Origin of the sequence: Vibrio navarrensis (assembly GCF_000764325.1) — a bacterium.
In the GTDB taxonomy this organism is placed as follows: Bacteria; Pseudomonadota; Gammaproteobacteria; order Enterobacterales; family Vibrionaceae; genus Vibrio; species Vibrio navarrensis.
Map to the genome: position 1 here is coordinate 947,546 of NZ_JMCG01000002.1, position 25,082 is coordinate 972,627.

The 25,082-nt window shown below is 50.6% G+C and carries 22 protein-coding genes and 1 riboswitch; of the genes, 12 read left to right on the top strand and 10 right to left on the bottom strand.

Annotated features, from left to right (window positions below; all coding sequences use genetic code 11):
- Nucleotides 1–71 precede the first annotated feature (71 nt).
- From EA26_RS18715 to EA26_RS18730, 4 genes are all read left to right on the top strand, one after another.
- Nucleotides 72–719: a LuxR C-terminal-related transcriptional regulator gene (locus EA26_RS18715; protein WP_039430631.1), complete on the top strand. Its 648-nt coding sequence runs from the start codon at nucleotides 72–74 to the stop codon at nucleotides 717–719.
- A gap of 165 nt (nucleotides 720–884) precedes the next feature.
- Nucleotides 885–1,757 (top strand): UTP--glucose-1-phosphate uridylyltransferase GalU, encoded by an 873-nt coding sequence (gene galU, locus EA26_RS18720; RefSeq protein WP_039430633.1) that lies wholly within the window; start codon nucleotides 885–887, stop codon nucleotides 1,755–1,757.
- Nucleotides 1,758–1,899: 142 nt separating this feature from the next.
- Nucleotides 1,900–4,722 (top strand): excinuclease ABC subunit UvrA, encoded by a 2,823-nt coding sequence (uvrA, locus tag EA26_RS18725; RefSeq protein WP_039430635.1) that lies wholly within the window; start codon nucleotides 1,900–1,902, stop codon nucleotides 4,720–4,722.
- A 68-nt stretch (nucleotides 4,723–4,790) separates the two neighbouring features.
- Nucleotides 4,791–6,563 (top strand): PglL family O-oligosaccharyltransferase, encoded by a 1,773-nt coding sequence (locus tag EA26_RS18730; RefSeq protein ID WP_039431701.1) that lies wholly within the window; start codon nucleotides 4,791–4,793, stop codon nucleotides 6,561–6,563.
- A gap of 58 nt (nucleotides 6,564–6,621) precedes the next feature.
- On the opposite strand, the gene EA26_RS18735 is transcribed toward EA26_RS18730, so the two are convergent.
- Entirely contained in the window at nucleotides 6,622–7,743 is a 1,122-nt protein-coding gene (locus EA26_RS18735) for a pyridoxal-phosphate-dependent aminotransferase family protein (RefSeq protein ID WP_039430637.1), read from the bottom strand.
- Between the two features lie 211 nt (nucleotides 7,744–7,954).
- A riboswitch (Lysine riboswitch) is annotated at nucleotides 7,955–8,133 on the top strand.
- A 120-nt stretch (nucleotides 8,134–8,253) separates the two neighbouring features.
- On the opposite strand from EA26_RS18735, the gene lysC reads away from it, so the two are divergent.
- Nucleotides 8,254–9,609, top strand: coding sequence for a lysine-sensitive aspartokinase 3 (gene lysC, locus EA26_RS18740; protein WP_039430639.1), 1,356 nt, complete (start codon nucleotides 8,254–8,256; stop codon nucleotides 9,607–9,609).
- A 65-nt stretch (nucleotides 9,610–9,674) separates the two neighbouring features.
- Here lysC and metH read toward each other — a convergent pair whose 3' ends face one another.
- Nucleotides 9,675–13,355 carry a methionine synthase gene (metH, locus tag EA26_RS18745; protein ID WP_039430641.1) on the bottom strand — a complete coding sequence of 1,227 codons (3,681 nt, stop codon included), beginning with the start codon at nucleotides 13,353–13,355 and terminating at the stop codon, nucleotides 9,675–9,677.
- A 190-nt stretch (nucleotides 13,356–13,545) separates the two neighbouring features.
- Between metH and EA26_RS18750 the strand changes: the two genes are divergently transcribed.
- Nucleotides 13,546–14,883 carry a cation:proton antiporter gene (locus EA26_RS18750; RefSeq protein ID WP_052079224.1) on the top strand — a complete coding sequence of 446 codons (1,338 nt, stop codon included), beginning with the start codon at nucleotides 13,546–13,548 and terminating at the stop codon, nucleotides 14,881–14,883.
- Between the two features lie 168 nt (nucleotides 14,884–15,051).
- Here EA26_RS18750 and EA26_RS18755 read toward each other — a convergent pair whose 3' ends face one another.
- From EA26_RS18755 to mlaF, 8 genes are all read right to left on the bottom strand, one after another.
- Nucleotides 15,052–15,777 (bottom strand): 1-acylglycerol-3-phosphate O-acyltransferase, encoded by a 726-nt coding sequence (locus EA26_RS18755; RefSeq protein WP_039430642.1) that lies wholly within the window; start codon nucleotides 15,775–15,777, stop codon nucleotides 15,052–15,054.
- A gap of 135 nt (nucleotides 15,778–15,912) precedes the next feature.
- Nucleotides 15,913–17,178 carry a UDP-N-acetylglucosamine 1-carboxyvinyltransferase gene (gene murA, locus EA26_RS18760; protein ID WP_039430643.1) on the bottom strand — a complete coding sequence of 422 codons (1,266 nt, stop codon included), beginning with the start codon at nucleotides 17,176–17,178 and terminating at the stop codon, nucleotides 15,913–15,915.
- Between the two features lie 10 nt (nucleotides 17,179–17,188).
- Complete coding sequence (gene ibaG, locus EA26_RS18765; protein ID WP_039430645.1) at nucleotides 17,189–17,443, bottom strand: BolA family iron metabolism protein IbaG; 255 nt, start codon at nucleotides 17,441–17,443, stop codon at nucleotides 17,189–17,191.
- A gap of 3 nt (nucleotides 17,444–17,446) precedes the next feature.
- Entirely contained in the window at nucleotides 17,447–17,764 is a 318-nt protein-coding gene (locus EA26_RS18770) for an STAS domain-containing protein (RefSeq protein WP_039430647.1), read from the bottom strand.
- Complete coding sequence (locus tag EA26_RS18775; protein WP_039430650.1) at nucleotides 17,764–18,399, bottom strand: ABC transporter substrate-binding protein; 636 nt, start codon at nucleotides 18,397–18,399, stop codon at nucleotides 17,764–17,766. Before EA26_RS18775 ends, EA26_RS18770 begins: the two co-directional genes overlap by 1 nt.
- 2 nt (nucleotides 18,400–18,401) lie before the next feature.
- Nucleotides 18,402–18,890, bottom strand: coding sequence for an outer membrane lipid asymmetry maintenance protein MlaD (gene mlaD / locus EA26_RS18780; protein WP_039430653.1), 489 nt, complete (start codon nucleotides 18,888–18,890; stop codon nucleotides 18,402–18,404).
- A 2-nt stretch (nucleotides 18,891–18,892) separates the two neighbouring features.
- Nucleotides 18,893–19,681 carry a lipid asymmetry maintenance ABC transporter permease subunit MlaE gene (gene mlaE, locus EA26_RS18785; RefSeq protein ID WP_039430654.1) on the bottom strand — a complete coding sequence of 263 codons (789 nt, stop codon included), beginning with the start codon at nucleotides 19,679–19,681 and terminating at the stop codon, nucleotides 18,893–18,895.
- Nucleotides 19,674–20,477 carry a phospholipid ABC transporter ATP-binding protein MlaF gene (gene mlaF / locus EA26_RS18790; protein WP_039430658.1) on the bottom strand — a complete coding sequence of 268 codons (804 nt, stop codon included), beginning with the start codon at nucleotides 20,475–20,477 and terminating at the stop codon, nucleotides 19,674–19,676. The genes mlaE and mlaF overlap by 8 nt, the downstream gene beginning before the upstream one ends.
- A 315-nt stretch (nucleotides 20,478–20,792) precedes the next feature.
- On the opposite strand from mlaF, the gene EA26_RS18795 reads away from it, so the two are divergent.
- From EA26_RS18795 to lptB, 6 genes are read left to right on the top strand one after another with little or no spacing between them, the layout of a single operon-like run.
- The gene (locus EA26_RS18795) at nucleotides 20,793–21,758 is read left to right on the top strand and encodes a calcium/sodium antiporter (protein WP_039430660.1); all 966 of its coding nucleotides are present in this window, start codon (nucleotides 20,793–20,795) and stop codon (nucleotides 21,756–21,758) included.
- 21 nt (nucleotides 21,759–21,779) lie between these two features.
- Nucleotides 21,780–22,751 (top strand): arabinose-5-phosphate isomerase KdsD, encoded by a 972-nt coding sequence (gene kdsD, locus EA26_RS18800; protein ID WP_039430663.1) that lies wholly within the window; start codon nucleotides 21,780–21,782, stop codon nucleotides 22,749–22,751.
- Nucleotides 22,751–23,308: a 3-deoxy-manno-octulosonate-8-phosphatase KdsC gene (gene kdsC / locus EA26_RS18805; protein ID WP_039430664.1), complete on the top strand. Its 558-nt coding sequence runs from the start codon at nucleotides 22,751–22,753 to the stop codon at nucleotides 23,306–23,308. Before kdsD ends, kdsC begins: the two co-directional genes overlap by 1 nt.
- Entirely contained in the window at nucleotides 23,305–23,868 is a 564-nt protein-coding gene (lptC, locus tag EA26_RS18810; RefSeq protein ID WP_039430667.1) for an LPS export ABC transporter periplasmic protein LptC, read from the top strand. Before kdsC ends, lptC begins: the two co-directional genes overlap by 4 nt.
- Nucleotides 23,849–24,343 carry a lipopolysaccharide transport periplasmic protein LptA gene (gene lptA / locus EA26_RS18815; protein WP_039430670.1) on the top strand — a complete coding sequence of 165 codons (495 nt, stop codon included), beginning with the start codon at nucleotides 23,849–23,851 and terminating at the stop codon, nucleotides 24,341–24,343. The genes lptC and lptA overlap by 20 nt, the downstream gene beginning before the upstream one ends.
- A 1-nt stretch (nucleotide 24,344) precedes the next feature.
- Nucleotides 24,345–25,070 (top strand): LPS export ABC transporter ATP-binding protein, encoded by a 726-nt coding sequence (gene lptB, locus EA26_RS18820; RefSeq protein WP_039430672.1) that lies wholly within the window; start codon nucleotides 24,345–24,347, stop codon nucleotides 25,068–25,070.
- The last annotated feature ends 12 nt before the right edge of the window (nucleotides 25,071–25,082 follow it).

The window sequence follows — 25,082 nt, forward strand, 5'->3', positions numbered from 1 at the left end:
CCTGCCATCAATGACAATTTCTCACTCATCCCCCTTGTCATTAGGTCAACTTTTATCTTTCGGAGCCACACATGAGAAAATCCTCCTATGCCAGAAGCTTGTTCTTTCTCCAGCGAGCAAACGCACAACCCCCAGTATTTATTGATACCTTAGCGCGCGCCATCGATCTCCCCATACCAGCGATTACCACAGACACCTTGATGCGAACCGATCCCTTGCACCGTAACCGTATCTTGTTGATCGACTATCAAGAACACAAAGTATTGCTGTTACAAATTAGAAACCTGCCACTGATTTGCAAAAACTTTGAAACCATCATTTTCAACGTACCAAAACGATTGAGCACCGATGAGCTGCTCGGCCTTGGACAGAGCAAAGCGGTTTTCTACTCAGATTGCAGCATGGAAAAAATTGCCGAAGGCGTTATTGCCGTGATTGAAGGGCAAAACTGGCTACCTCGCCACGTTCAGGCGCAGCTTCTGCATTACTACCGCAATATGTTCAACACCCATACCGCACCCGCCAATGTGGACCTGACTATTCGCGAAATTCAAGTGCTACGCTGCTTACAAGCAGGAGCAAGCAATGCTCACATCGCCGAAGATCTGTTTATCAGCGAATACACGGTCAAATCGCATCTCTACCAGATTTTTAAAAAGCTCTCGGTAAAAAACCGTCTTCAGGCCACCGCCTGGGCCGATCAACATCTACTCTCGTAACAAAATGGGCAGAATTTGTGGTTTGTTTATAGGGCATCGCTCGCTCTCGGGTTAGAATCGCAGCATCTTATGCAGCCAACCGTGCAGCGAGCGCCCTTTCATGCGCCTGTCACACTCAGTTTGCTATCGTAATGGGCTGCAACCACAGTTAAAGGACGCCGTTTGATGATTAAGAAATGCCTCTTTCCTGCCGCTGGTTATGGCACACGCTTTTTGCCAGCGACTAAATCCATGCCAAAAGAGATGATGCCAGTGGTAAATAAGCCACTGATTGAATATGGTGTTGATGAAGCCATTCAGGCGGGCATGACTGGGATGTGTATCGTCACTGGTCGTGGTAAGCACTCGATCATGGATCACTTCGATAAAAACTACGAGCTAGAGCATCAGATCAGCGGCACCAATAAAGAGGTTTTGCTTGATGACGTGCGCGCGCTGATCGACGCGGCCAACTTCACCTATATCCGCCAGCGAGAAATGAAAGGCTTAGGCCATGCGATTCTCACCGGGCGTGAGCTTGTCGGTGACCAACCTTTTGCCGTCGTGCTGGCTGATGACTTGTGTGTCAACCAAGAACAAGGCGTGCTGGCACAAATGGTCGCACTATTTAAGCAGTTCCGCTGTTCTATCGTCGCCGTGCAAGAAGTTCCAGAGAACGAAACACACAAATACGGCGTGATCGCTGGCGAAATGATTAAAGATGATCTATTTCGTGTGGACAACATGGTTGAAAAACCAGAACCCGGAACCGCGCCAAGTAATTTGGCGATCATTGGCCGCTATATTCTCACTCCCGACATTTTCGATTTGATCGAACAGACAGAGCCCGGCAAAGGCGGCGAAGTCCAGATCACCGACGCACTCTTAAAGCAAGCCCAGTCAGGCTGCGTACTGGCATACAAGTTCAAAGGACGCCGTTTTGATTGCGGCAGTGTCGAAGGCTACATTGAGGCCACCAACTACTGCTACCAGAACCTTTACTTGAAAGATGAGAAGAAATCGGAACTCGGCAAACAGTCGACCAAACGCCAGCGCTAAAGCGCCATTTCATCGCTTCTATCTCTTGTGACGGCGCGGTTGAACTGCGCCGTTTTTAACTGTTTTTTTATCCAGTATTTTATTGCACATTTCTCACACTATGTAATACTTGCTCCACTTGGTATTTCACAGAGCATTGAAGATGGACAAGATAGAAGTTCGCGGAGCACGTACTCATAACCTAAAAAATATCAATCTCACCATTCCCCGAGACAAACTGATCGTCATTACGGGCTCATCCGGCTCAGGTAAGTCGTCACTAGCCTTCGATACTCTCTACGCCGAAGGGCAACGGCGCTATGTGGAATCGCTCTCGGCTTACGCGCGCCAGTTCTTATCTCTGATGGAAAAGCCGGATGTGGACCACATCGAAGGGCTTTCGCCAGCGATCTCCATCGAGCAGAAATCTACCTCACATAACCCGCGTTCTACCGTCGGTACCATTACCGAAGTGTATGATTACCTGCGTCTGTTGTACGCCCGAGTCGGCGAACCGCGCTGCCCTGAGCACAAAGTGCCGCTGGCAGCGCAAACCGTGAGCCAAATGGTCGACAAGGTGCTGGAGATGCCCGAGGGCAGCAAAATGATGTTGCTGGCGCCGATCGTAAAAGAGCGCAAAGGCGAACACGTTAAAACGCTGGAAAACCTCGCCGCGCAAGGCTTTATTCGTGCTCGTATCGATGGCGAGACGTGCGACCTGTCCGATCCACCGACACTCGAATTACACAAAAAACACACCATTGAAGTGATCGTCGATCGCTTTAAAGTGCGCGCCGATCTGCAGCAACGTCTGGCAGAATCGTTTGAAACGGCACTTGAGCTCTCCGGCGGTATTGTGGTTGTGGCTCCCATGGAAGGTGAAGGCGAAGAGATCGTCTTTTCGGCCAACTTTGCCTGTCCGCACTGTGGTTACAGCATGCAAGAGCTAGAGCCTCGCCTGTTCTCTTTTAACAACCCGGCTGGCGCCTGTGGCACTTGTGACGGTTTGGGCGTGCAGCAATATTTTGATCCGGACCGAGTGATCCAAGATGCCAATCTCAGTCTGGCACAAGGCGCGATTCGCGGCTGGGATCAAAAAAACTATTACTACTATCAGATGCTCACTTCGCTGGCCGATCATTATGGTTTTGATCTGCATGTGCCATTCAACACTTTGTCGAAAAAGATCCAAGAGATCATTCTCAAAGGTTCGGGCCGTGCTGAAGTGGAGTTCAAATACATCAATGATCGCGGTGATATTCGCGTTAAACGTCATCCGTTTGAAGGTATTCTCAACACTCTAGAAAGACGCTACCGCGATACCGAATCCAACTCGGTGCGCGAAGAGTTGGTCAAATACATTTCGACCAAGCCATGTGCCAGTTGTGGCGGTACTCGCTTGCGTTTAGAAGCGCGCAACGTGTTCATCAATGACACCACCCTGCCGCAGATTGTCGAACTCAGCATCGCCGAGGCATTGGCGTTTTTTGCCAATCTCAAGCTCGAAGGGCAACGCGCGCAGATCGCGGAAAAAGTGATGAAGGAGATCAACGACCGCTTGCAGTTTTTGGTCAATGTCGGCCTCAATTATCTCAACCTGTCGCGTAGTGCAGAAACCCTCTCCGGCGGTGAGGCGCAGCGCATCCGCTTGGCAAGCCAAATTGGCGCAGGTCTGGTGGGGGTGATGTACGTGCTCGATGAGCCCTCCATCGGTCTACATCAGCGCGACAACGAGCGGCTGCTGAAAACGCTCAATCATCTGCGCGACTTAGGTAACACCGTCTTAGTGGTTGAGCACGATGAGGATGCGATCCGCATGGCCGATTACGTGATTGACATCGGCCCGGGTGCCGGGGTGCACGGCGGGCAGATCGTCGCCGAGGGCAGCGTTGACGAGATCATCGCCAATCCGGATTCACTCACAGGTCAATACCTGAGCGGCGTGAAAGAGATTGCCGTACCACGTGAGCGCACCCCGTACGATGCGAGCAAAACCGTCGAGTTGATCGGCGCGAGTGGCAACAACCTGAAAAACGTCAACCTCTCGGTGCCCGTGGGTTTGTTTAGCTGCATCACCGGCGTATCCGGTTCTGGCAAATCAACACTGATCAACGACACCTTCTTTAAAATCGCCCACACCGCGCTCAATGGCGCCACCACCGCCCAACCCGCGCCGTACAAAAGCATCAAAGGGCTGGAGCATTTTGATAAGGTGATTGATATCGACCAGAGTCCGATTGGTCGCACGCCGCGCTCGAACCCGGCCACCTATACGGGCATTTTTACCCCAATCCGCGAGCTGTTTTCGGGCACGCAAGAGTCTCGTTCACGGGGTTACAAGCCTGGGCGCTTTAGTTTCAACGTACGTGGCGGTCGCTGTGAAGCCTGTCAGGGCGATGGCGTGATCAAAGTCGAGATGCACTTTTTACCCGATGTGTACGTGCCGTGTGATGTGTGTAAAGGCAAGCGTTATAACCGCGAAACACTGGAAGTGCGCTATAAAGGCAAATCGATTGACGAAGTGCTGGAAATGACGGTCGAAGACGCACGCGAGTTCTTTGAACCCGTTCCGGTGATTGCGCGTAAATTGCAAACCTTGATGGATGTCGGCCTCTCCTACATTCGCCTTGGTCAAGCGGCGACCACGCTCTCCGGCGGTGAAGCGCAGCGGGTGAAACTGGCGCGTGAATTGTCCAAACGCGACACAGGTAAGACCTTGTATATTTTGGATGAACCGACCACGGGTCTGCATTTTCACGATATCCAACAACTGCTTACAGTTTTGCATCGCCTGCGTGATCACGGCAATACGGTGGTGGTGATTGAGCACAACTTGGATGTGATTAAAACCGCTGACTGGATCATCGACCTTGGTCCTGAGGGCGGGCAAGGCGGCGGCGAGATCATTGCCCAAGGCACACCAGAAGATGTGGCCTTGGTCGAAGGTTCACACACTGCGCGCTTCCTTAAGCCTATGTTGAACTAGAAAAAACAGGTAAAGTGATGAAACCAGCTGCGCGCTGGTTTCATTGTTTACAATTACAGAAAACGTTTATGGCAACCATACATGTAAGTGGAACTCAGCTCGACCAGCCACCCGCCCGTATTCCGTTGAACAGAAAGTTTCTCGCGGCGATGGCGGTAGTGTTTCTGGTGGCGATGCACTTTTTTATGCCCAATCCCGGTGGTTCTGGGTTGGCGCTGTCGTTTAATCCAACCACTTGGATAGCCTTTTCGGTCGCCTTCGGTATCGGCTGCTACCATCTCGCTGGCAATCAGGCGCTGCGTTATTCCAAGTTGACCATCGGCTTACTGGTCAGTTGCGTAATCCTCTCTATCCCGCTGTTTTATTCCGGGGCCAATTACGAACTCTCGCTCGGACGCATGCTGGGTTTGTGGGCGGGGATGGCGTTTTTTATCCTGCTGCAACAGTTCAGCTTTAGTAATAAACATAAGCAGAGACTGCTGTGGCTGGTGGTGCTGGCGGTGGTGATTGAAGCTTGTCTAGGTTACTACCAATATCTGTGGCTTAAAGCGGACAACTGGATGGGCTACGACACGCTCTCCAATCGCCCTTACGGCATCTTCCAGCAACCGAATGTGATGGCTAGCTTTCTTGCGACAGGGTTGGTGATCTCGGGCTATTTGCTGGCAAGACAGCCACACAAATACAACAAGCATTTGAGCGAGATAACCTTGCTCTACCTTGTGCCGCTCTTCACCGTGCCACTGATTGTAGTGCTGGCATCTCGCACTGGGTGGCTAGCGGCGTTATTGGGCGTGTTACTGCTGCTCCCTTACCTCTACCGCTTTGGCACAAAAATTCGCTTTTGGGGTTGGCTCATCGCCGTCATTGCGGGGTTGGTGTTGGCCAGTGCCATGCTCAATAACGTCAATCCCGACGGTGACAGCCTCGCCGCACGCAAAGCCAATTTCGACTCAGCGCGCGAATACACCTTCCCGCAAACACTGGATATGCTGATAGAAAAACCGTTTACCGGTTACGGCTACGGCAACTTTGAATCCGCATACACCTTGTATACCGCAAGGCAGCACTTGCTTAATCACAATTATCCCGCAGGCTTACCCGCCATGGATCATCCGCACAATGAGCTGCTTTATTGGGGCGTCGAGGGGGGAATCATTCCGCTGATTGGGATTTTGCTGGCGGCCTTGTTAGTGCTTAACCGCATTATGAACACCAAGAAAGGCACACGTTTGGCGGTGTTCGCGCTGTTTGTGCCCATTGTGCTGCACAGTCAACTGGAGTATCCCTTCTACCATTCAGCGGTACACTGGTTGACCTTCATCATTTTGCTGTACTGGATTGATCAGCGCGCGACGCGGATGAAGTCTGTCTCTTTTAGTGTTATCAGCAAAACCGTCTTACGAGTGATGAGCTTAGTGGTGCCTATCCTCACGGCGTTTTATATGTTGAGCGCCCTGCACACCAACTATGTCCTAACCAAATTTGAAACCACACGACCACTGGATCCCGATCGCCTCAAGCAAGTGACCAATCCTGTGGTGTGGAAAGATCGCTTCGATTGGGATGTGTACAGCACCTATCTCAACATTGGCTTAGCCACTCAAGATGCGGCGTTAATCCAACCATATATAGACTGGTCGCTAGAGATCATCCAGAGCAAGCCGCGCCCGGCATTTTACTCCAATCTGATCCTCGCTTATCAAGGCTTGGGGGCTCTTAGTAAGGCCGAACAAGTGCGCGCCGAAGCGGAGTTTCTCTTTCCCAAACACGACTTTACTCAAGTGCAATATCAACCGCCCTCGAGTGCACGCTCAGCCACGGTTTCTGCGGGCCAATAAAGGCATCAAGCGAAGCGCATCCACGCTTCGCTTTTTTATTTAGAGCACCCGAGCGTTGTTACAGCGCCAACGACTCTTCTAATGCGCGAAGGCAGAGTGCAACATTTTCTTCTCGTGCTCCATAGCCCATCAAGCCAATGCGCCATGCTTTGCCCGCCAGCGCCCCTAAACCTGCGCCGATTTCTAAGTTATAGGTTTCGAGCAGGTGCGAGCGTACTTTCGCTTCATCAATGCCTTCCGGTACGTAGATAGCGTTGAGCTGCGGTAGGCGGTGAGCCTCATCAACAACAAAGCGAAAGCCGAGTTTCTCCAGTCCGGTTTTCAGTTTGTCGTGCATCTCTCTGTGTCTTGCCCACGCATTCTCCAGCCCTTCATTTTTCAGCATCAGTAGCGCTTCATGCAGTGAATAAAGACTATTGACTGGCGCCGTGTGGTGATAACTGCGTTTGCCTGCGCCGCTCCAATAGCCGAGTACTAAGCTTTGATCCAAAAACCAGCTTTGAATCGGCGTGGTGCGCGCCTGAATTTTTTCAATCGCGGCTTTTGAGAAGGTCAATGGTGACAATCCCGGTACGCAAGAGAGGCACTTCTGGCTGCCAGAATAGACCGCATCCAGCTGCCACTCATCCACTTTGAGCGGCACGCCACCGAGTGACGTCACGGTATCGGCAATGGTTAACAGCCCATGCGCTTTGGCTAGTTTACCGAGCGCCTCGGCATCGCTCATCGCACCGGTTGAGGTTTCGGCGTGCACAAAGGCGAGGATCTTGCTATCTGGATGCTCCGCAAGCGCTTGTTCTACCTTCTCAACTGAAACGGGGCAGCCCCATTCATCGTCCACCAGCACCACTTCGCCACCAGCGCGAATCACGTTTTCCCGCATCCGCTCACCAAACACGCCATTACGACACACAATCACTTTATCGCCGGGCTCAATCAGATTGACAAAGCAGGCTTCCATACCCGCACTGCCGGGCGCCGATACCGCGATGGTGAACTCATTTTCCGTTTGGAAAGCGTATTTGAGGAGCTGTTTTAGCTCGTCCATCATGGCGATAAAAAGTGGGTCTAAGTGGCCGACCGTCGGGCGACTTAACGCCTGCAACACCTGCGGAGAGATGTCCGATGGCCCAGGCCCCATAAGAATTCGACGTGGTGGATGAAAACTTTGTATCGTCATAGCGGCTCCTTGCTAAGCGTGAAAGGGTTGTTATGGACTTAGATTAGTATTGAAAGCTGAGCTTTCCACACTAAAGCAATATTTCCGCCACGGCAATTAGCCGACCGTCTTACAGGTCTAACCAGTGTCACAGTTTTGTTAATAAAAACTTTCACTCCTGCCTGAAATAGCCGTTGACATTAAGTGGCGAAAAACGTTCAATGTTTGAGCTTTATGCAGAAGAGGAGCACTGCCCAGGCAGGTGTTTCGTGGAGCCGCAACTCCGATACGAAATACTCAGGGGGAGCAGTGCCGAGGTAGATCAAGGTTGCTGGAATTGATCTGTCGGTTGACTTGGGTTGAGTCCCATCAACTGTCATCAGCACCGTCTGATGAAGAGCTTCTGAGGGACATTCTCTGATTATTCAAACTGACCTCTTTCAATTGCTCTATCCCCTTTCCTCACCAAACAAACATCGGATGTTGGGTTACCAACGATAGTTATTTTTTAGAAGTCGTGGGAGAAATGCCGTGAGCGCATTAAATGTAGCGAAATTTGGTGGAACCAGTGTGGCCAACTTTGAGGCGATGAGCCGCAGTGCCGCCGTGGTCGAAAACAATCCAGACACTCGTCTGGTGGTGAGCAGCGCCTGTTCTGGGGTGACCAACTTATTGGTTGAACTGGCCAACGGTGTACAAGCGCAAGAGCGACGCAACGAAATCCTCAGCCAACTGGCAGAGATCCACGATGCAATTCTCAATCAGTTGCAAGACGCCAGCGAAACTGCCGCCGAAGTGTACGCTCTGCTTGATACCGTAACCAGCTTAGCCGAAGCCGCTTCCATTCAAGCCAGCACTAAACTGACCGACCACTTGGTCGCCTGCGGTGAGCTGATGTCAACGCACATTCTCACTCAATTGATGAAAGAGCGTGGTTTGAATACGGTACGTTTTGATATCCGCGACGTACTGCGCACCGACAGCAACTTTGGCCGCGCAGAACCGGATGTAACGCAAATTGCCCTGCTCGCCCAAGAAAAACTATTGCCGCTGTGCCGTGATTTTATCGTCGTGACACAAGGCTTTATTGGCTCTGACCTTGATGGCAACACCACCACGCTTGGCCGTGGGGGAAGCGACTACAGCGCTGCGCTGATTGCTGAAGGATTAAAAGCGACGGGGCTTGAGATCTGGACCGACGTCCCGGGCATCTACACCACCGATCCGCGCATCGCGCCAAAAGCGGCTCCGATCCCTGAAATCAGTTTTGCTGAAGCGTCAGAAATGGCGAACTTCGGCGCGAAGATCCTTCATCCTTCGACGCTGGTTCCGGCGCTGCGTCATGATATTCCAGTATTTGTCGGCTCGTCCAAAGAGCCCGAGAAAGGCGGCACTTGGATTCGTCATGAAGCACAGAGCTCGCCGCTGTTTCGTGCGTTGGCCCTGCGCTGCAACCAAACCATGGTGACGCTGCGTAGTGCTAAGATGTTCCACGCCTACGGTTTCCTCGCCAAAGTATTTGAGATTTTGGCAAAGCATAAAATTTCCGTCGATCTGATCACCACTTCAGAAATCAGTGTTTCACTTACGCTGGATAAAACCAACACTTCGGGCGGTGCGCCTGAGTTGCCGCAAGCGGTTCGCAGCGAGCTTGAAGAGCTGTGCAGTGTGGAAGTCGAACACAATCTATGTCTGGTCGCCTTAATCGGCAACCACATGGAGACCAAAGGTTACGCTAAAGAGGTCTTCAGCACACTGGGCGATTTCAACCTGCGCATGATCTGTTACGGAGCGAGCGATCACAACCTGTGTTTCCTCGTTGATGCGCACGACTCGAAGAAAGTGATTCAAAAGCTGCACCAAGATCTGTTTGAGCAGCACAACTAATACTCACCAATGTAAAAATGGGTTGCCTCGTGGCAACCCATTTTTTTCGCTCGAAAGTGTGTGGTTTAACCGTTGATATTCGGCCCCAGCCATTTTTCCGCTTCAAGTAGATCCCAGCCTTTGCGCTGCGCGTAGTCTTCTACCTGATCTTGCTGGATCTGTGCGATCGCAAAGTAGCGCGATTCTGGATGAGAGAAATACCAGCCCGACACGGATGCCCCCGGCCACATTGCATAACTGCTGGTCAGTGACATGCCTATAGTTTGCTCGACATTGAGCAGTTCCCATAATGCGCCTTTTTCCGTGTGCTCCGGACACGCTGGATAACCGGGTGCAGGACGAATACCTTGGTATTTCTCGCGGATCAGTTCTTCATTGGATAAGTTTTCATCCGGCGCATAGCCCCAAATTTCTTTACGTACTCTCTCATGCAGATATTCGGCAAAGGCTTCTGCCAGGCGATCCGCCACCGCCTGAATCATGATCGCGTTGTAATCATCGCCCTGCGCTTTAAACTCATCAGCCAGCTCACGCTCATTGATGCCGCCAGTGACCGCAAACGCACCAATCCAATCCTTTTTGCCTGAGGCTTTCGGCGCAACGTAATCCGACAAACAGTAGTTGGCGCCTTTTGGCTTCTCGGTTTGCTGTCTTAAATTGTGCAGCACTTTGACCACTTGGCTACGCGATTCGTCGCTATACACCTCAATATCGTCACCAATGCTGGCGGCTGGGAAGAGCGCACACATGCCACTGGCTTTCATCAACCCTTCTTGCTCAATTTTATCCAGCCAATCATTGGCATCTTTGAACAAGCGCTGCGCCTCTTCACCGACCTCTTCGTGGTCGAAAATGGTCGGGTATTTGCCCACCAGCGACCACGTCATAAAGAATGGAGTCCAGTCGATATACTGACGCAAAACCGCCACATCAAAATCGGCAAACACATGCACACCCGGCTTAGCCGGTGCTGGCGGCGTGTAGCTCTGCCAGTCGATCGCCGCTTTGTTGGCGCGTGCTTCTGCCAAGGTGACTGGTTTACTTCTCGGTTTCTTCCGGTTGTGCTGATCGCGCACCAACTCATAATCGGCCTGCAAGCGTTCGACAAACGCCGGACGCAGTTCGTCAGACAGCAGCGAAGTACACACCCCAACCGCACGCGAAGCATTATTGACGTACACCACGGGATGAGAATAGTTCTGCTCAATTTTGACTGCGGTGTGCGCTTTGGAGGTGGTCGCACCGCCGATCAGCAGTGGCAAATCAAAGCCCTGACGCTCCATCTCTTTGGCCACATGCACCATTTCATCCAAAGACGGAGTGATAAGACCTGAGAGACCAATGATGTCGACCTGCTCTTCTTTGGCCACTTTGAGGATCTGTTCACACGGAACCATGACACCTAAATCAATGATTTCGTAGTTGTTACATTGTAAAACCACACCAACAATGTTCTTGCCGATATCGTGCACGTCGCCTTTCACCGTGGCGAGCAAAATCTTACCGTTGGTTGTACCGGACTGCTTAGACGCATTAATAAACGGCTCTAAGTGGGCCACCGCCTGCTTCATCACCCTCGCTGATTTCACCACCTGAGGAAGGAACATCTTGCCTTCCCCAAACAAATCACCGACCACGTTCATGCCGTCCATCAACGGCCCTTCAATCACTTCCAGTGGCTTAGACGCGTTCAGCCTCGCCTCTTCGGTGTCTTCGACGATAAATTCATTAATGCCCTTCACCAGCGCGTGTTCAAGCCGTTTAGCCACAGGCCAAGTACGCCACTCCAATGCCGAAGCATCTTCCACTTTGCCCACGGCATTTTCACGATACGCTTCGGCGATTTCCAACAATCGCTCAGTGCCATCTTCACGGCGATTCAGCACTACATCTTCGACCGCTTCACGCAGTTTCTCAGGCACGTTATCGTAAATTTCGAGCTGCCCGGCGTTGACGATGCCCATGTCCATACCGTTTTTAAAACAGTGGTAGAGGAATACTGCATGAATCGCTTCGCGCACATAGTTATTGCCGCGGAAAGAGAAAGAAACGTTCGACACCCCGCCTGAAATCATCGCATGCGGCAGATCGCGTTTGATGTCCGCCACCGCATTAATAAAGTCGACCGCGTAGTTATTGTGCTCTTCAATGCCAGTCGCGATGGCAAAAATGTTCGGGTCGAAGATCACATCTTCCGGTGGAAAGCCGACTTCATCGACCAGAATTCGATAAGCGTTGGTACAGATCTCCAGTTTGCGCTCGCGCGTGTCCGCTTGGCCCACCTCGTCAAACGCCATGACAATCACGGCCGCTCCATAACGGCGGATCAGTTTGGCCTGCTCAACAAACTTGGCCTTACCCTCTTTGAGGGAAATCGAGTTGACGATGCCTTTGCCTTGAATGCATTTCAGGCCCGCTTCAATCACTTCCCACTTCGAGGAATCGACCATCACCGGCACTTTGGAAATTTCTGGCTCGGACGCACACAAGTTGAGAAAACGCACCATACACGCCTCGGCATCCAACATGCCTTCATCCATGTTGATGTCAATAATCTGCGCGCCGTTTTCTACCTGCTCGCGGGCCACATCCAAGGCTTCATCGTAAAGCTCTTCTTTAATCAAACGCTTAAAACGCGCAGAGCCGGTTACGTTGGTACGTTCACCGACGTTAACAAACAAGGTATCTTTCGCTATCGTCAGAGGCTCTAGCCCAGAGAGACGACACGCCACCGGAATGTCTGGCAAGACACGCGGCGTGACCCCTTCAACCGCCAGCGCCATATGGCGAATGTGTTCGGGCGTGGTACCGCAGCAGCCACCAACGAGGTTGATAAAACCGCTTTGAGCCCACTCTTTGACGTGCACCGCCATCTCCTGCGGCGAGAGATCGTATTCACCAAACGCGTTTGGCAAACCCGCATTCGGGTGGGTAGAGACGTACGTTTCTGAGATACGTGACAGCTCTTCAACATACGGACGCAGTTCGTCCGGACCCAAAGCGCAGTTCAAACCAAACGAGATAGGTCTCACATGGCGCAACGCGTTGTAGAAGGCCTCGGTCGTTTGCCCAGAGAGTGTGCGTCCGGAAGCATCGGTAATGGTACCGGAGATCATTACCGGTAAGCTGATGCCAAGTTCCTCGAACACGGAATCGACGGCAAACGCGCACGCTTTCGCGTTCAAGGTATCAAAAATGGTTTCAATCAGAATGAGATCGGATCCGCCGCGGATCAGCGCTCGAGTCGATTCCGAATACGCTTGCACCAAAGCATCAAAAGTGACATTGCGGTAGCCCGGATCGTTCACATCGGGAGAAATAGAACAAGTACGGTTGGTTGGACCGAGCACCCCAGCCACATAGCGTGGTTTTTGCGGATTTTTAGCGGTCCACTCGTCCGCCGCTTCACGAGCCAGTTTAGCCGCAGCGAAGTTAATTTCTTCGCTTAAGCTTTCCATTTCGTAGTCCGCCATGGCAATGGTGGTGGCGTTAAAAGTGTTGGTTTCGAGAATATCGGCACCCGCTTCCAAGTAAGCGCAGTGAATTTCTTTGATCAACTGAGGCTGGGATAACACCAGCAAGTCATTGTTGCCTTTGAGATCACAGTGCCAATTTGCGAAACGCTCACCACGATAGTCTTGCTCTTGCAACTTGTAACCTTGGATCATGGTTCCCATACCACCATCAATCAATAAGATACGTTGCTTTAGTTGCGCTTCAATCTGCTCTCTAATATTACTTCCCACGATAATGCCTCATTCCTTTCATTATTTGCACATCCTATCACACAATCTTCAGGAGTCTAGACGTCTAAAAACTCTAATTACGTCTATTTGATGCACCTAGCCGATTGATAAAAGAATTAGCAAAAAATGTTTGCTATTTGTGCAGTGAAGAAAGAAAATTTCGTTCATAATTTGTTACAAAGAGAAGCTCATGTCGGTCTACTACACTCTCTGCTTTTTGTCTGCGGCAGCAATGCTGATTGCGTTCGTTAACAGCAAAATCGGCAAAATGCAGACCACCATCGCCATCACGGCGGGTTCTATGGTGCTGTCACTCCTTATCCTCATTGCGGGTCAAAATAATTGGTTTCATCTCACCGAGATCGCCACTCAAACGGTATCGAGTATCGACTTTGAAGATTTTCTTCTCAAAGGGATCCTCGGTTTCCTTCTGTTTGCCGGCGGGCTAGGTATTAAGCTTCCCAACCTCAAAGATCAGAAATGGGAAATTACCGTACTGGCTTTAGGCGCCACTCTGTTTTCTACCTTCTTCATCGGCTTTGTGCTTTACGGGGCATGCCAACTAATCGGTATCCAGTTTGACCTGATCTACTGCTTGCTCTTTGGTGCACTGATTTCCCCAACCGACCCTATCGCGGTGCTGGCCATCGTGAAAAAACTGCATGCGCCAAAACGCATTTCAACCCAAATTGAAGGCGAATCGCTGTTTAACGACGGCTTTGGTCTGGTGATTTTCGTGACACTGTTCACCATCGCTTTCGGTAGCGAAGCACCAACCGTCGGCAGCGTGACCATGCTGTTTATCCAAGAAGCGATTGGGGGCATTGTCTACGGCTTCGCTTTGGGTCTGCTGTTTCACTACCTGATCTGCGCGACCGATGACCACTCGATGGAGCTCTTACTCACCATAGGTGTGCCCACTGCAGGCTATGCGTTCGCTGAAGTGATCCACGTTTCTGGTCCACTGGCGATGGTGGTTTCAGGCATTATGATGGGCAACTGGACGCGCTTTATCGGCTTTTCCAAAGAGAGTGAAGACCACTTGGATCACTTCTGGGAACTGGTGGACGAGTTCTTAAATGGGGTGCTGTTTCTGCTGATCGGCATGTCGATGCTGCTGTTTAAGTTCCATCAGGAAGACTGGATCATGATGGCGATTGCGGTACCTTTGGTATTGCTCGCACGTTATTTGAGTGTCTTTATCTCATACATTGGTTTTAAGCGTTTTCGCAGCTACAACCCTTGGTCAATTCGTATTTTAACTTGGGGCGGCTTGCGCGGCGGCCTAGCGCTGGCCATGGCGCTGTCGATTCCTAGCGGCATTTGGGTGATTGAAGATAAGCTGATTGACGTTAAAGAGTTTATTCTGGTTATGACCTACGCGGTCGTGGTGTTCTCCATTCTCGTTCAGGGATCAACCATTACCCCTATGATTGAGAAAGCCAAAAAAGCTGAAGCCGACTACGAAAATGAGCAAGCCGAAAAAGACCTCGCTACAGGTGAAAGTGCTCAATCTCAGCACCCATGATTCAGTGCTTAGCAGGACAATCTACTGGCTGAGCGTTGATTTTGCTTGGTATAGAAGTATAGAAAAGGAGGCAAATGTGCCTCCTTTTAAACAGGTTTAACCTTGTTGGCCATGTTGTTGATTGCTAAACACCGCCGCTAGGTACAAAACTGGCCCTGATGATTATCTCTATTTGGCGTTGCGCTGCTTCACTTCCGCATCTAGGCTCTCGAGTTTCTCTTTCATTTGCTCGTGACACAGTTGCGCTAGCTCGCGTAGGTTCTCTTTTGCGTATCCTTCGGTGCTGATCGGAGGCAGCATTTCGACAATCACATGACCATTGTTACAACGGTTCAGTTTTAGGTGATCGGTTGAGCTACAGACGATAGGAATGATAGGCACACCAGCACCAATTGCCGCGTGAAATGCCCCCGTTTTGAACGGCAGCAGCCCACGGCCACGCGAACGGGTACCTTCTGGGAACATCCACACCGACACATCCGAGGCTTTCATGCTGGCCACCACTTGATCTATGGTGCCTTTCGCTTTAGTGCGGTTCGCCCGGTCAATCAAGATATTGCCTGTTAACCAGTACAATTGGCCGAAAAACGGAATCCAAACCAGGCTTTTCTTGCCGACCGTCACCACCTTCGGGGTCACGGCGGTTGAAACGGTAAACAAGTCCCAGTTGTTCTGGTGGTTAGCGATATAAATGTGCTGGCCACGCTGGTAAGCGTCTTCTGGGATGCGCAGTTCCAGTTTGATGCCATATACCGACGCCATTTTGGCAAACAGACGGCCAAAGGTAAAAACATGCTTCGGGTTACGCGGGCTAAGTAAGCAGTAGCCGCAGCCGAAGACGAACATCACAATCGCAAATAGCGCGGTTGCCAAGATACGTAAAAGGGCAATCATTCTGTTCTCCAGATGCCGATAAGATAAATAACCTAAATGTGTTTTGGACAATAGTTTGCCCAATTGATTTGCTGCGGGAAGCGGCTCATAAAAAAGCCGAAACTTGAGTTTCGGCTCTAGTTGAATCAAGGCAGTTTAGCTTGACTCACGAAAACGCTCAATATTTGCACCTAATGCATTGAGTTTATTTTCAATTTTGTCGTAGCCACGGTCGATATGGTAAATGCGATCAACGATCGTCTCCCCTTTGGCGATGCAACCCGCAATCACCAAACTGGCCGAAGCACGCAAATCGGTCGCCATCACCTGTGCACCACTCAAACGAGTCACATCGCCACAGATAACGGTATTACCTTCGATATCGGCCTTCGCTCCCATACGCATTAGCTCAGGAACGTGCATAAAGCGGTTTTCAAAGATGGTTTCGGTGATCACGCCGCCACCTTTTGCCATCATGTTGAGCAAAGTGAACTGAGCTTGCATATCGGTTGGGAAACCCGGATGGGGTGCGGTACGAACATTGACGGCTTTGAGCTCACGCCCAGTCATATCGACCGAAATCCAATCGTCGCCAGTTTCCACCAGCGCACCCGCTTCTTCTAGTTTGGCCAATACCGCTTCCAAAAGATGGGCATTGGTATTACGACACACCACTTTCCCGCCAGATACAGCCGCTGCGACCAAAAAAGTACCGGTTTCAATCCGATCAGCGACCACCGCATGACGCCCGCCACCAAGGCGTTCAACCCCTTCAATGGTGATGGTATCAGTGCCCGCGCCAGAAATTTTCGCGCCGAGCGTGTTAAGGAATTTGGCAGTATCGACAATTTCCGGCTCACGCGCGGCGTTATCCAGCACGGTTTTACCTTGTGCCAAGGTCGCGGCACACATGATGGTGATGGTTGCACCGACACTCACTTTATCCATCACGATGTGAGCGCCTTGTAAGCGGCCATCGACGGTTGCTTTCACGTAACCATCTTCCAGCGTGATGGTCGCACCCAGTTGCTCCAGGCCAGTGATATGCAAATCCACCGGACGGGCACCAATCGCACAACCACCAGGCAAAGAGACTTGACCATGACCAAAACGCGCGACCAGCGGACCGAGTGCCCAAATCGAAGCACGCATGGTTTTGACCAAATCATACGGCGCGCAGTATTCAGTAATTGAGCTAGGATCAACATGCACAGAACCATTGCGCTCGACTTTCGCGCCAAGGCGTTTGAGCAGTTCCATGGTGGTATCAATATCACGCAGGTGAGGAACATTGGCCACTTCAACAGGCTCTTCAGCCAAAATCGAAGCAAACAAAATCGGCAGTGCGGCGTTTTTAGCCCCAGAGATGGTCACTTCACCACTAAGCGGCTTGGTTGACCCAATAACACGAAACTTTTCCATTACTAAACCTTTACAGAGACATCAGTTTCTTATCACGGGCCCATTCAGCTGGCGTGTAAGTTTTAATCGAGACAGCGTGAATATCATTCCGCTGGATGTACTCCATAAGAGGTGCGTAAATCATCTGTTGTTTCTTAACGCGGCTCATTTCAGCGAAACGAGCGTCCACAGCAACCACTTCATAGTGGCTACCTTCACCTTTTACATGCACCTCTTCAAGGCTCAGTGCTTCTTCTAGTAACTGCTGTACTTTTGCGCTATCCACAATTTACCCCTGATAACTTTGAATATGTCCGGCAACCACGGTTTCGACGTTACTTAGTTGAAACAGTGTGCGCAACTGCGCTGGCACGAAACTGAGCATTATATGACAGTTTTGTCGTTTTGCATGCTCTATTAAGTGAATTAGCATCACCATTCCGGCAGAATCCACCCGTTTGATCTCGGCCAAAGAGCATTCCACCTGCGTCGCACCGGGCTTCCAATCCTGGGCAAATTGCCATAATGACGGCACTTCGTCACGATCTAAATCTCCGTGAAGAGCGATTTTATCTGCAGCGATTTGCTGCCATTGTGCCTGCGCCATTAATTTTTTACCTCGAAGCGGATAGGCTGCGCCGCCAACTGTTCCAGTTCTTTTGCAACGGCCAACACGCCTTCTTGGCGAATTTTGCCATTCCACTCAGATTGTTTGCTAGAAAGTAGGCTGATCCCTTCTGCCACCATATCAAACGCTTGCCACTCACCATCTTTTTCTTTACGCAGCTTGAACTCCAGTTTGATGTTCGGCCTTGGGGAATCAATGATATCGACCTTAATGCTAGTAATGCGTTTGGTGTCGTCCAGTGGTGGCTCTGGGCCAAACACCACTTTCTGATCGGTATATTGCGTGAGTACTTGGGCGTAAGAAGTCACCAAGTAAGCACGAAACGCGGTAATAAACTCACCCACATCTTCCCGCTTTGCCCCTTTCAAATTGGTACCTAATAATTTGAGTGCCGCGTATTTGTCGTTGATGTAAGGCATTAATTCTTCTTCAACCACTACTTTGAGGTGCTCAGGATTTTTCTGAATCAGCGCTTGATCGGCGGCCAAGCGGTTAAATGTGGCCTGAGAAACTTGTTTCATCATCTTGTAGGGATCGGTTTTATCGATCTCTTGTGCTGAGACATTGACGTTCAGCAGCAGTAACGCGACGGCCGCGAATAAACGTTGCAACATAATCATTCCTTCTTCGATTCTTCTTTGTTTCCTACGCTGTAGAGCACTTGTCCTATCAAATCCTCTAACACTAAGGCTGACTTGGTATCTTCAATGAAGTCGCCATCTTTGAGCATTTGCTCGTCATCAAAGACAAATCCTGGCACCAGACCGATATACTGCTCGCCAATCAGTCCTGAAGTTAAAATCTGCACACTGGACGTTTCTGGAAACTGGTCGTAGCGGCGGCTGATTGAGAGCGTGACAATCGGCACTAAGGTCTGCGGGTTAAGCTCGATAGAAGAGACTCGACCAATCACCACGCCCCCCACTTTTACTGGTGAACGCACTTTAAGGCTGCCAATATTATCGAACTCGGCTTTAAGTGCGTAACTATCGCCTGAACCCAAACTTTTTACGTCAGCAACCTGAAAAATCATTACTAATATTGCGCAAATTCCTGCTAAGACGAAACTGCCAACCCATAATTCTGTTTTGCGTGTTTGTTGCATGATTAGTTCCCAAACATCAGTGCGGTCAGTACGAAGTCAAGCCCCAGTACCGCCAAAGAAGAGTGTACCACCGTGCGCGTTGTCGCACGGCTAATGCCTTCCGAAGTTGGAATGGCATCGTATCCATTAAATAACGCTATCCAAGTCACGGTGATAGCAAAGACAACGCATTTGATCATGCTATTGCCAATATCTTGCCCAAGCTCAACCGAAGCCTGCATCGCCGACCAGAAACTGCCATGATCAATGCCTTTCCAGTCGACACCGACCAATTGACCGCCCCAGATGCCGACGGCCATAAAAATCATCGCCAGCAGCGGCATGGAGAGAAGCCCAGCCCACAAACGAGGCGCAATAACCCGCTTCAGCGGATCGACCGCCATCATTTCCATGCTGGATAGCTGTTCGGTGGCTTTCATCAAACCAATTTCAGCGGTGAGTGCCGAGCCGGCTCGTCCGGCAAACAGCAATGCCGTGACCACAGGGCCAAGCTCACGCAGTAGCGAGAGCGCCACCATCTGCCCTAAGCTGCCTTCGGCACCGTAATCGACCAGAATCACATACCCTTGCAGACTGAGCACCATGCCGATAAACAGGCCTGAAACCACGATGATCGCCAGCGATTGCACGCCGACACTATGAACTTGCTTAACTAACAATGGCAGGTTTCTTAGGGGTTGCGGGCGTGTGAATACGGCGCCGAACAACATCAGGCTCGCCCGTCCAAATGACTCGCAAATCGCCATAAAACGACGCCCGACCCCGGAGACAAAGTTGATTAATTCAGACATGGTCAAATAAATCCTTCTCAATACTCTGGGCGGGGAAGCGAAACGGCACTGGGCCATCGGCGTCACCCTGCAAGAATTGCTGGACACGCGGATCGCGGTTGTCTCGCAGCTCCTCCGGCGTACCTTTCGCAATCACCTTACCATCGGCCAGCAGGTAGACCCAATCAGCAATGCTCATCACTTCAGGAACGTCATGGGAAACAACGATAGAGGTCACCCCAAGCGCCTGATTGAGATTGCGAATAAGCTCTACCAACACCCCCATGGTGATCGGATCTTGGCCGACAAATGGCTCATCAAACATGATCAAATCCGGATCGAGCGCAATCGCACGTGCTAACGCCGCGCGGCGAGCCATGCCACCGGAGAGTTCACTTGGCATCAAGCTTGCTGCCCCTCTCAGACCAACCGCTTCGAGCTTCAACAGCACTAAGGTGCGAATCAGCTCTTCAGACAATTGGGTGTGCTCGCGCAGCGGAAAAGCGACGTTGTCAAACACATTGAGATCGGTAAACAGCGCCCCAGATTGGAACAGCATGCTCATTTTCTTGCGCGCTTGATAGAGCTTACTGCGCGATAACGCCGGGATATTGTCACCATCAAACCAGATTTCGCCCGCTTCGGGCAAAATTTGTCCGCCGATCAAACGCAATAAGGTGGTTTTACCAATTCCGGACGGCCCCATGATCGCGGTGACTTTGCCTTTCGGCACCTCAAGGTCAACGTGATCAAAGATCAGCCGCTGGCCTCGGGAGAAAGTCAGCCCTTTTATGGTCACTAAATCGTTGTTCGACATAGTCTCTCTTGTCAGTGTTTATTAGATGGGTCGTCAATTTGAGTTGCCATCATAAGCAGAATAGTTAGTAATTAAAAGCACTGTTCGATTAAATAACTCGCACAAAATAGTTACATATTGCACACAAACTGGCGCTGTAATCCTCTGCAGAATAGCAGAGGTAAAGCATACACGAATGCTCAACCCGCGGTGTAAAGCGCTAACGAAATCCTAATCCAGTCGTAATTTGTTACTTGTTTGTCTTCCCTTTTTTCGCTCAAAAAGTCAAAATTAGCGGTTAAACCTTCAACTCAATACAACTTTCTGGGAATCATCATGCTCGAAGCCATCGCGCTACTTATCGTCGGTCTTGTTCTACTGGTCTGGAGTGCAGACAAACTTGTGTTTGGTTCTGCGGCTTTAGCTCGCAACATGGGCATTTCACCGCTGGTGATCGGTATGACCATTTTGGCCATGGGTTCATCGGCACCAGAAATGATGGTTTCGGCTACGGCGGCGTTAGACGGCAAAACCGACACCGCGGTGGGGAACGTATTGGGTTCAAATATTGCCAACATCGCCTTAATTCTCGGCATCACCGCTTTGATTAAGCCGCTGTCAATCAGCTCCGCGATTGTGCGTCGTGAGCTGCCTTTGATGATCGCCGTGACTGTGCTGTCTGGTATTTTACTTTGGGACAGTCACTTAGGCTTTTACGAAGGCATTCTGCTGTTTGCTCTCTTCGGCGTGTTTTTATTTGCCATGCTGCAGATCAGCAAAAAAGAGCAACAGCGCGGCGATGCATTCTTAGACGAGCAGGAGTCGGAAATCCCACAAGGGGTGAGCAACGGCAAAGCGGGCCTGTGGATCGTCGTCGGCCTGATATTGCTGCCTCTGGCCGCGGATATGCTGGTCGATAATGCCGTCGTGATTGCCAAACATTTTGGGATGAGTGATCTGGTCATCGGCCTGACCATTATCGCGGTCGGCACTAGTCTGCCAGAACTCGCCGCCTCTCTCGCTGGGGCACTTAAAGGCGAAGATGACATGGCGGTGGGCAACATTATTGGCTCTAACGTGTTTAATATTCTTGCGGTGATGGGATTGCCGGGCATTCTCAACCCATCCGTGTTAAGCGAATACGCGATGGGACGCGATTTCTGGGTGATGCTAGCTATCTCGTTGTTGCTTGTTGTCATGGCGCTCGGCAAATCTCGCAGTATCAATCGCATCGAAGGCGGCATCCTGATGATCTGTTTTGTCGCTTATCAAAGCTATCTATTGATGAACATGGCCGCTTAATCGATCCGCTGAGGAGTAAACATGGCACTTTCGTTTGATTATCGCACCGTCGCACAGCAAGTTTTGACCACGGAAATCCGCGGGCTAGAACAGCTCGCGCAATACTTTGATCAGCAGTTTGAACAAGCTTGCGAGCTAATGCTGCACAATCAAGGCAAAGTGGTGGTGATGGGCATGGGCAAATCGGGTCACATCGGCAAAAAGATTGCGGCGTCGCTTGCCAGTACCGGCACCTCGGCATTTTTTGTGCATCCTGGTGAAGCCGCGCATGGCGACCTAGGTATGATTGAACGCGGTGATATCGTGCTTGCGATTTCCAACTCAGGTGAATCTTCAGAAATCCTCGCGCTTTTTTCGGTTCTCAAACGGCTGAACATCCGCATTATCAGCATGACTGGTAATCCAAGTTCAACCATGGCCAAACTGGCGGATTTCCATCTGCAGATCACCGTGCCAGAAGAGGCGTGTCCACTTGGCCTCGCGCCGACCACCAGCACCACCGCCACCTTAGTCATGGGTGATGCGATTGCGGTTGCGCTTTTGCAAGCCAGAGGCTTTACCGCCGAAGATTTCGCCCTGTCACACCCTGGCGGCGCACTGGGGAGAAAACTGCTGCTTAAGTTGTCCGATATTATGCACACAGGTCACGCCTTGCCTAAAGTTAACCCAGAGGCTTTGGTGCGCGATGCGCTGTTGGAAATTTCGCAAAAAGGCCTTGGCATGACAGCGATTGTCGATGAAAGTGACCACTTACTCGGTATTTTTACCGACGGCGATCTACGTCGCATTCTCGATAAGCGTATCGACATTCACAGTGCGAAAATTGGCGACGTCATGACAGAGCATCCAACCGTCGCGGATCCCAATCTGCTGGCAGTCGAAGGACTTAATTTGATGCAGCAGAAAAAAATAAACGGCCTGATGCTGTGCCAACACGGTAAATTGGTCGGCGCGCTGAACATGCACGACCTTCTTAAAGCCGGAGTGATGTAATGACCCATTCTGTTGAAACGCTATACGGCCCTGTCGAGTCGGCGGTTTTTGCTATCGCCAAAGAAATCAAACTACTGATCTGCGATGTGGATGGGGTCTTTTCCGATGGCCTTATCTACATGGGTAACGACGGCGAAGAGTTGAAAACGTTCCATACTCGTGATGGCTATGGCGTGAAATCGTTGATGAACGCCGGCATTGAAATCGCCATCATCACGGGCCGCCGCTCACAAATCGTTGAAAATCGGATGAAAGCCTTAGGCATTTCCCTGATTTATCAAGGGCAAGATGACAAAGTGAAAGCCTATGCTGATATTTGTGACAAATTGTCCATCAGCCCACAGCAGACAGGTTATATTGGTGACGATCTGATAGACTGGCCAGTAATGGAAAAAGTCGCGCTCAAAGTGTGTGTTGCCGATGGTCACCCACTGCTCGCTCAACGTGCCAACTATGTGACCCGAATCAAAGGCGGTCACGGTGCTGTTCGCGAAGTGTGTGATCTGATTTTGCAGGCACGCGATGAGCTGGATGTTCATAAAGGTTTGAGTATATGAATGTCGCTCGCATCCTATATGTGTTGCTCTTTTTTGTTGCTTCTTGGTCGGCTTATTACTTATATAGTCAACGTGAAGCACAGACGATTCAAGTGGCGCCGAATCTTGAACTGCCCATGTTCAGCGGTACGGCTCTCAAGAACACCAGTTACAATGAATATGGCCAACGCAGTCACCAGATAGCATCGTCACATTTAGATCATTACGCCAAAAGCGGTGATACCATTTTTGAGAATCCGACACTGGCTATCTACCGTGACGGCGAAGCGTTAGAGTGGAAAGTCAGCGCCAAACGCGCGGTACTGAACGACAAACAGGTTCTGACGCTTTACGATAATGTGCTGATGCAAAATCTGTTGCCGGATGCGGGTTTTGATACCCTAGCCACCGCCAAGCTGGAGATAGATCTGGCCAATCGTGATTTTCGCGCCGATCAGCAAGTCCTGCTGGTAGGCCCACAATTTGAAACAAGCGGAGCGGCAATGCAAGGCAACCTGCAAACCAATACCGCCACTCTGTATAATAAAGTTCAAGGTAGATATGAGACCCTTACACCTTAGCCTCTTTGCATTCGTTTTAGCTGCCCCAAGTGCCTTTGCGCTCAAATCGGATACTCAGCAACCTGTCTACATCGATTCTAATTCTCAACAATTAGATATGCGCAGCAATCAGGTCATTTTTGAAGGGAATGTCTCGCTCAAACAAGGCAGCATTAGCATTAACGCCGAGCGGATTGTCGTTACCCGCGACAAAGAAAAAAATGCCATTCATAAAATTGAGGCCTTTGGTAAACCTGCGACATTTTCACAACTGACTGACGATGGCCGCACCCTCAGTGGCAAAGCCAACCAGTTGGATTACGAAGTCACTTCCGATCAACTGGTGATGCTTGGTCAGGCGGAGCTGTCTCAAGATGGTAACGTCATCAAAGGCTCGTCGATCAAATACCAAATCGCGCAGCAGAAATTGATTGCTGACAGCTCACACAACGAGCGTGTCACTACCGTATTACAACCAAGTCAGGCGAATAACTAACATGGCCGTTCTGAGAGCAAAAAATCTCGCTAAGAGCTACAAAAAGAGAAAAGTCGTCACTGACGTCAGCTTGCAAGTCGAATCAGGGCAGATCGTTGGCTTGCTTGGGCCCAACGGTGCAGGCAAAACCACCTCTTTTTACATGATTGTGGGCCTAGTACCACGCGATGCTGGCACCATCAGTATTGACGATCAAGACATCAGTATTCTACCGATGCACAGCCGTTCTAAATTAGGCATTGGTTATCTTCCTCAGGAAGCCTCGATTTTTCGCAAGCTTTCTGTGGAAGACAACATCATGGCCGTGTTGCAAACGCGCAACGAGCTCACTCGCGAAGAACGCCAAGACAAACTCGAAGATCTGTTGGAAGAGTTTCACATTCAGCATATTCGACAAAGTGCGGGCATGGCGTTATCTGGCGGCGAGAGGCGCCGAGTCGAAATCGCCCGTGCTCTGGCGGCCAATCCTCAGTTCATCCTACTGGACGAACCGTTTGCTGGTGTTGACCCTATCTCCGTCATCGACATCAAAAAGATCATTGAACATCTGCGCGATCGCGGCCTTGGCGTGCTGATCACCGACCACAATGTACGCGAAACACTGGACGTATGTGAGAAAGCGTATATCGTCAGTCAAGGGCACCTGATCGCCGAAGGGACCCCGGAACAAGTTCTCAACAATGAGCAAGTAAAACAAGTTTATCTCGGCGAACAATTCCGACTATGATTAAATAAACAA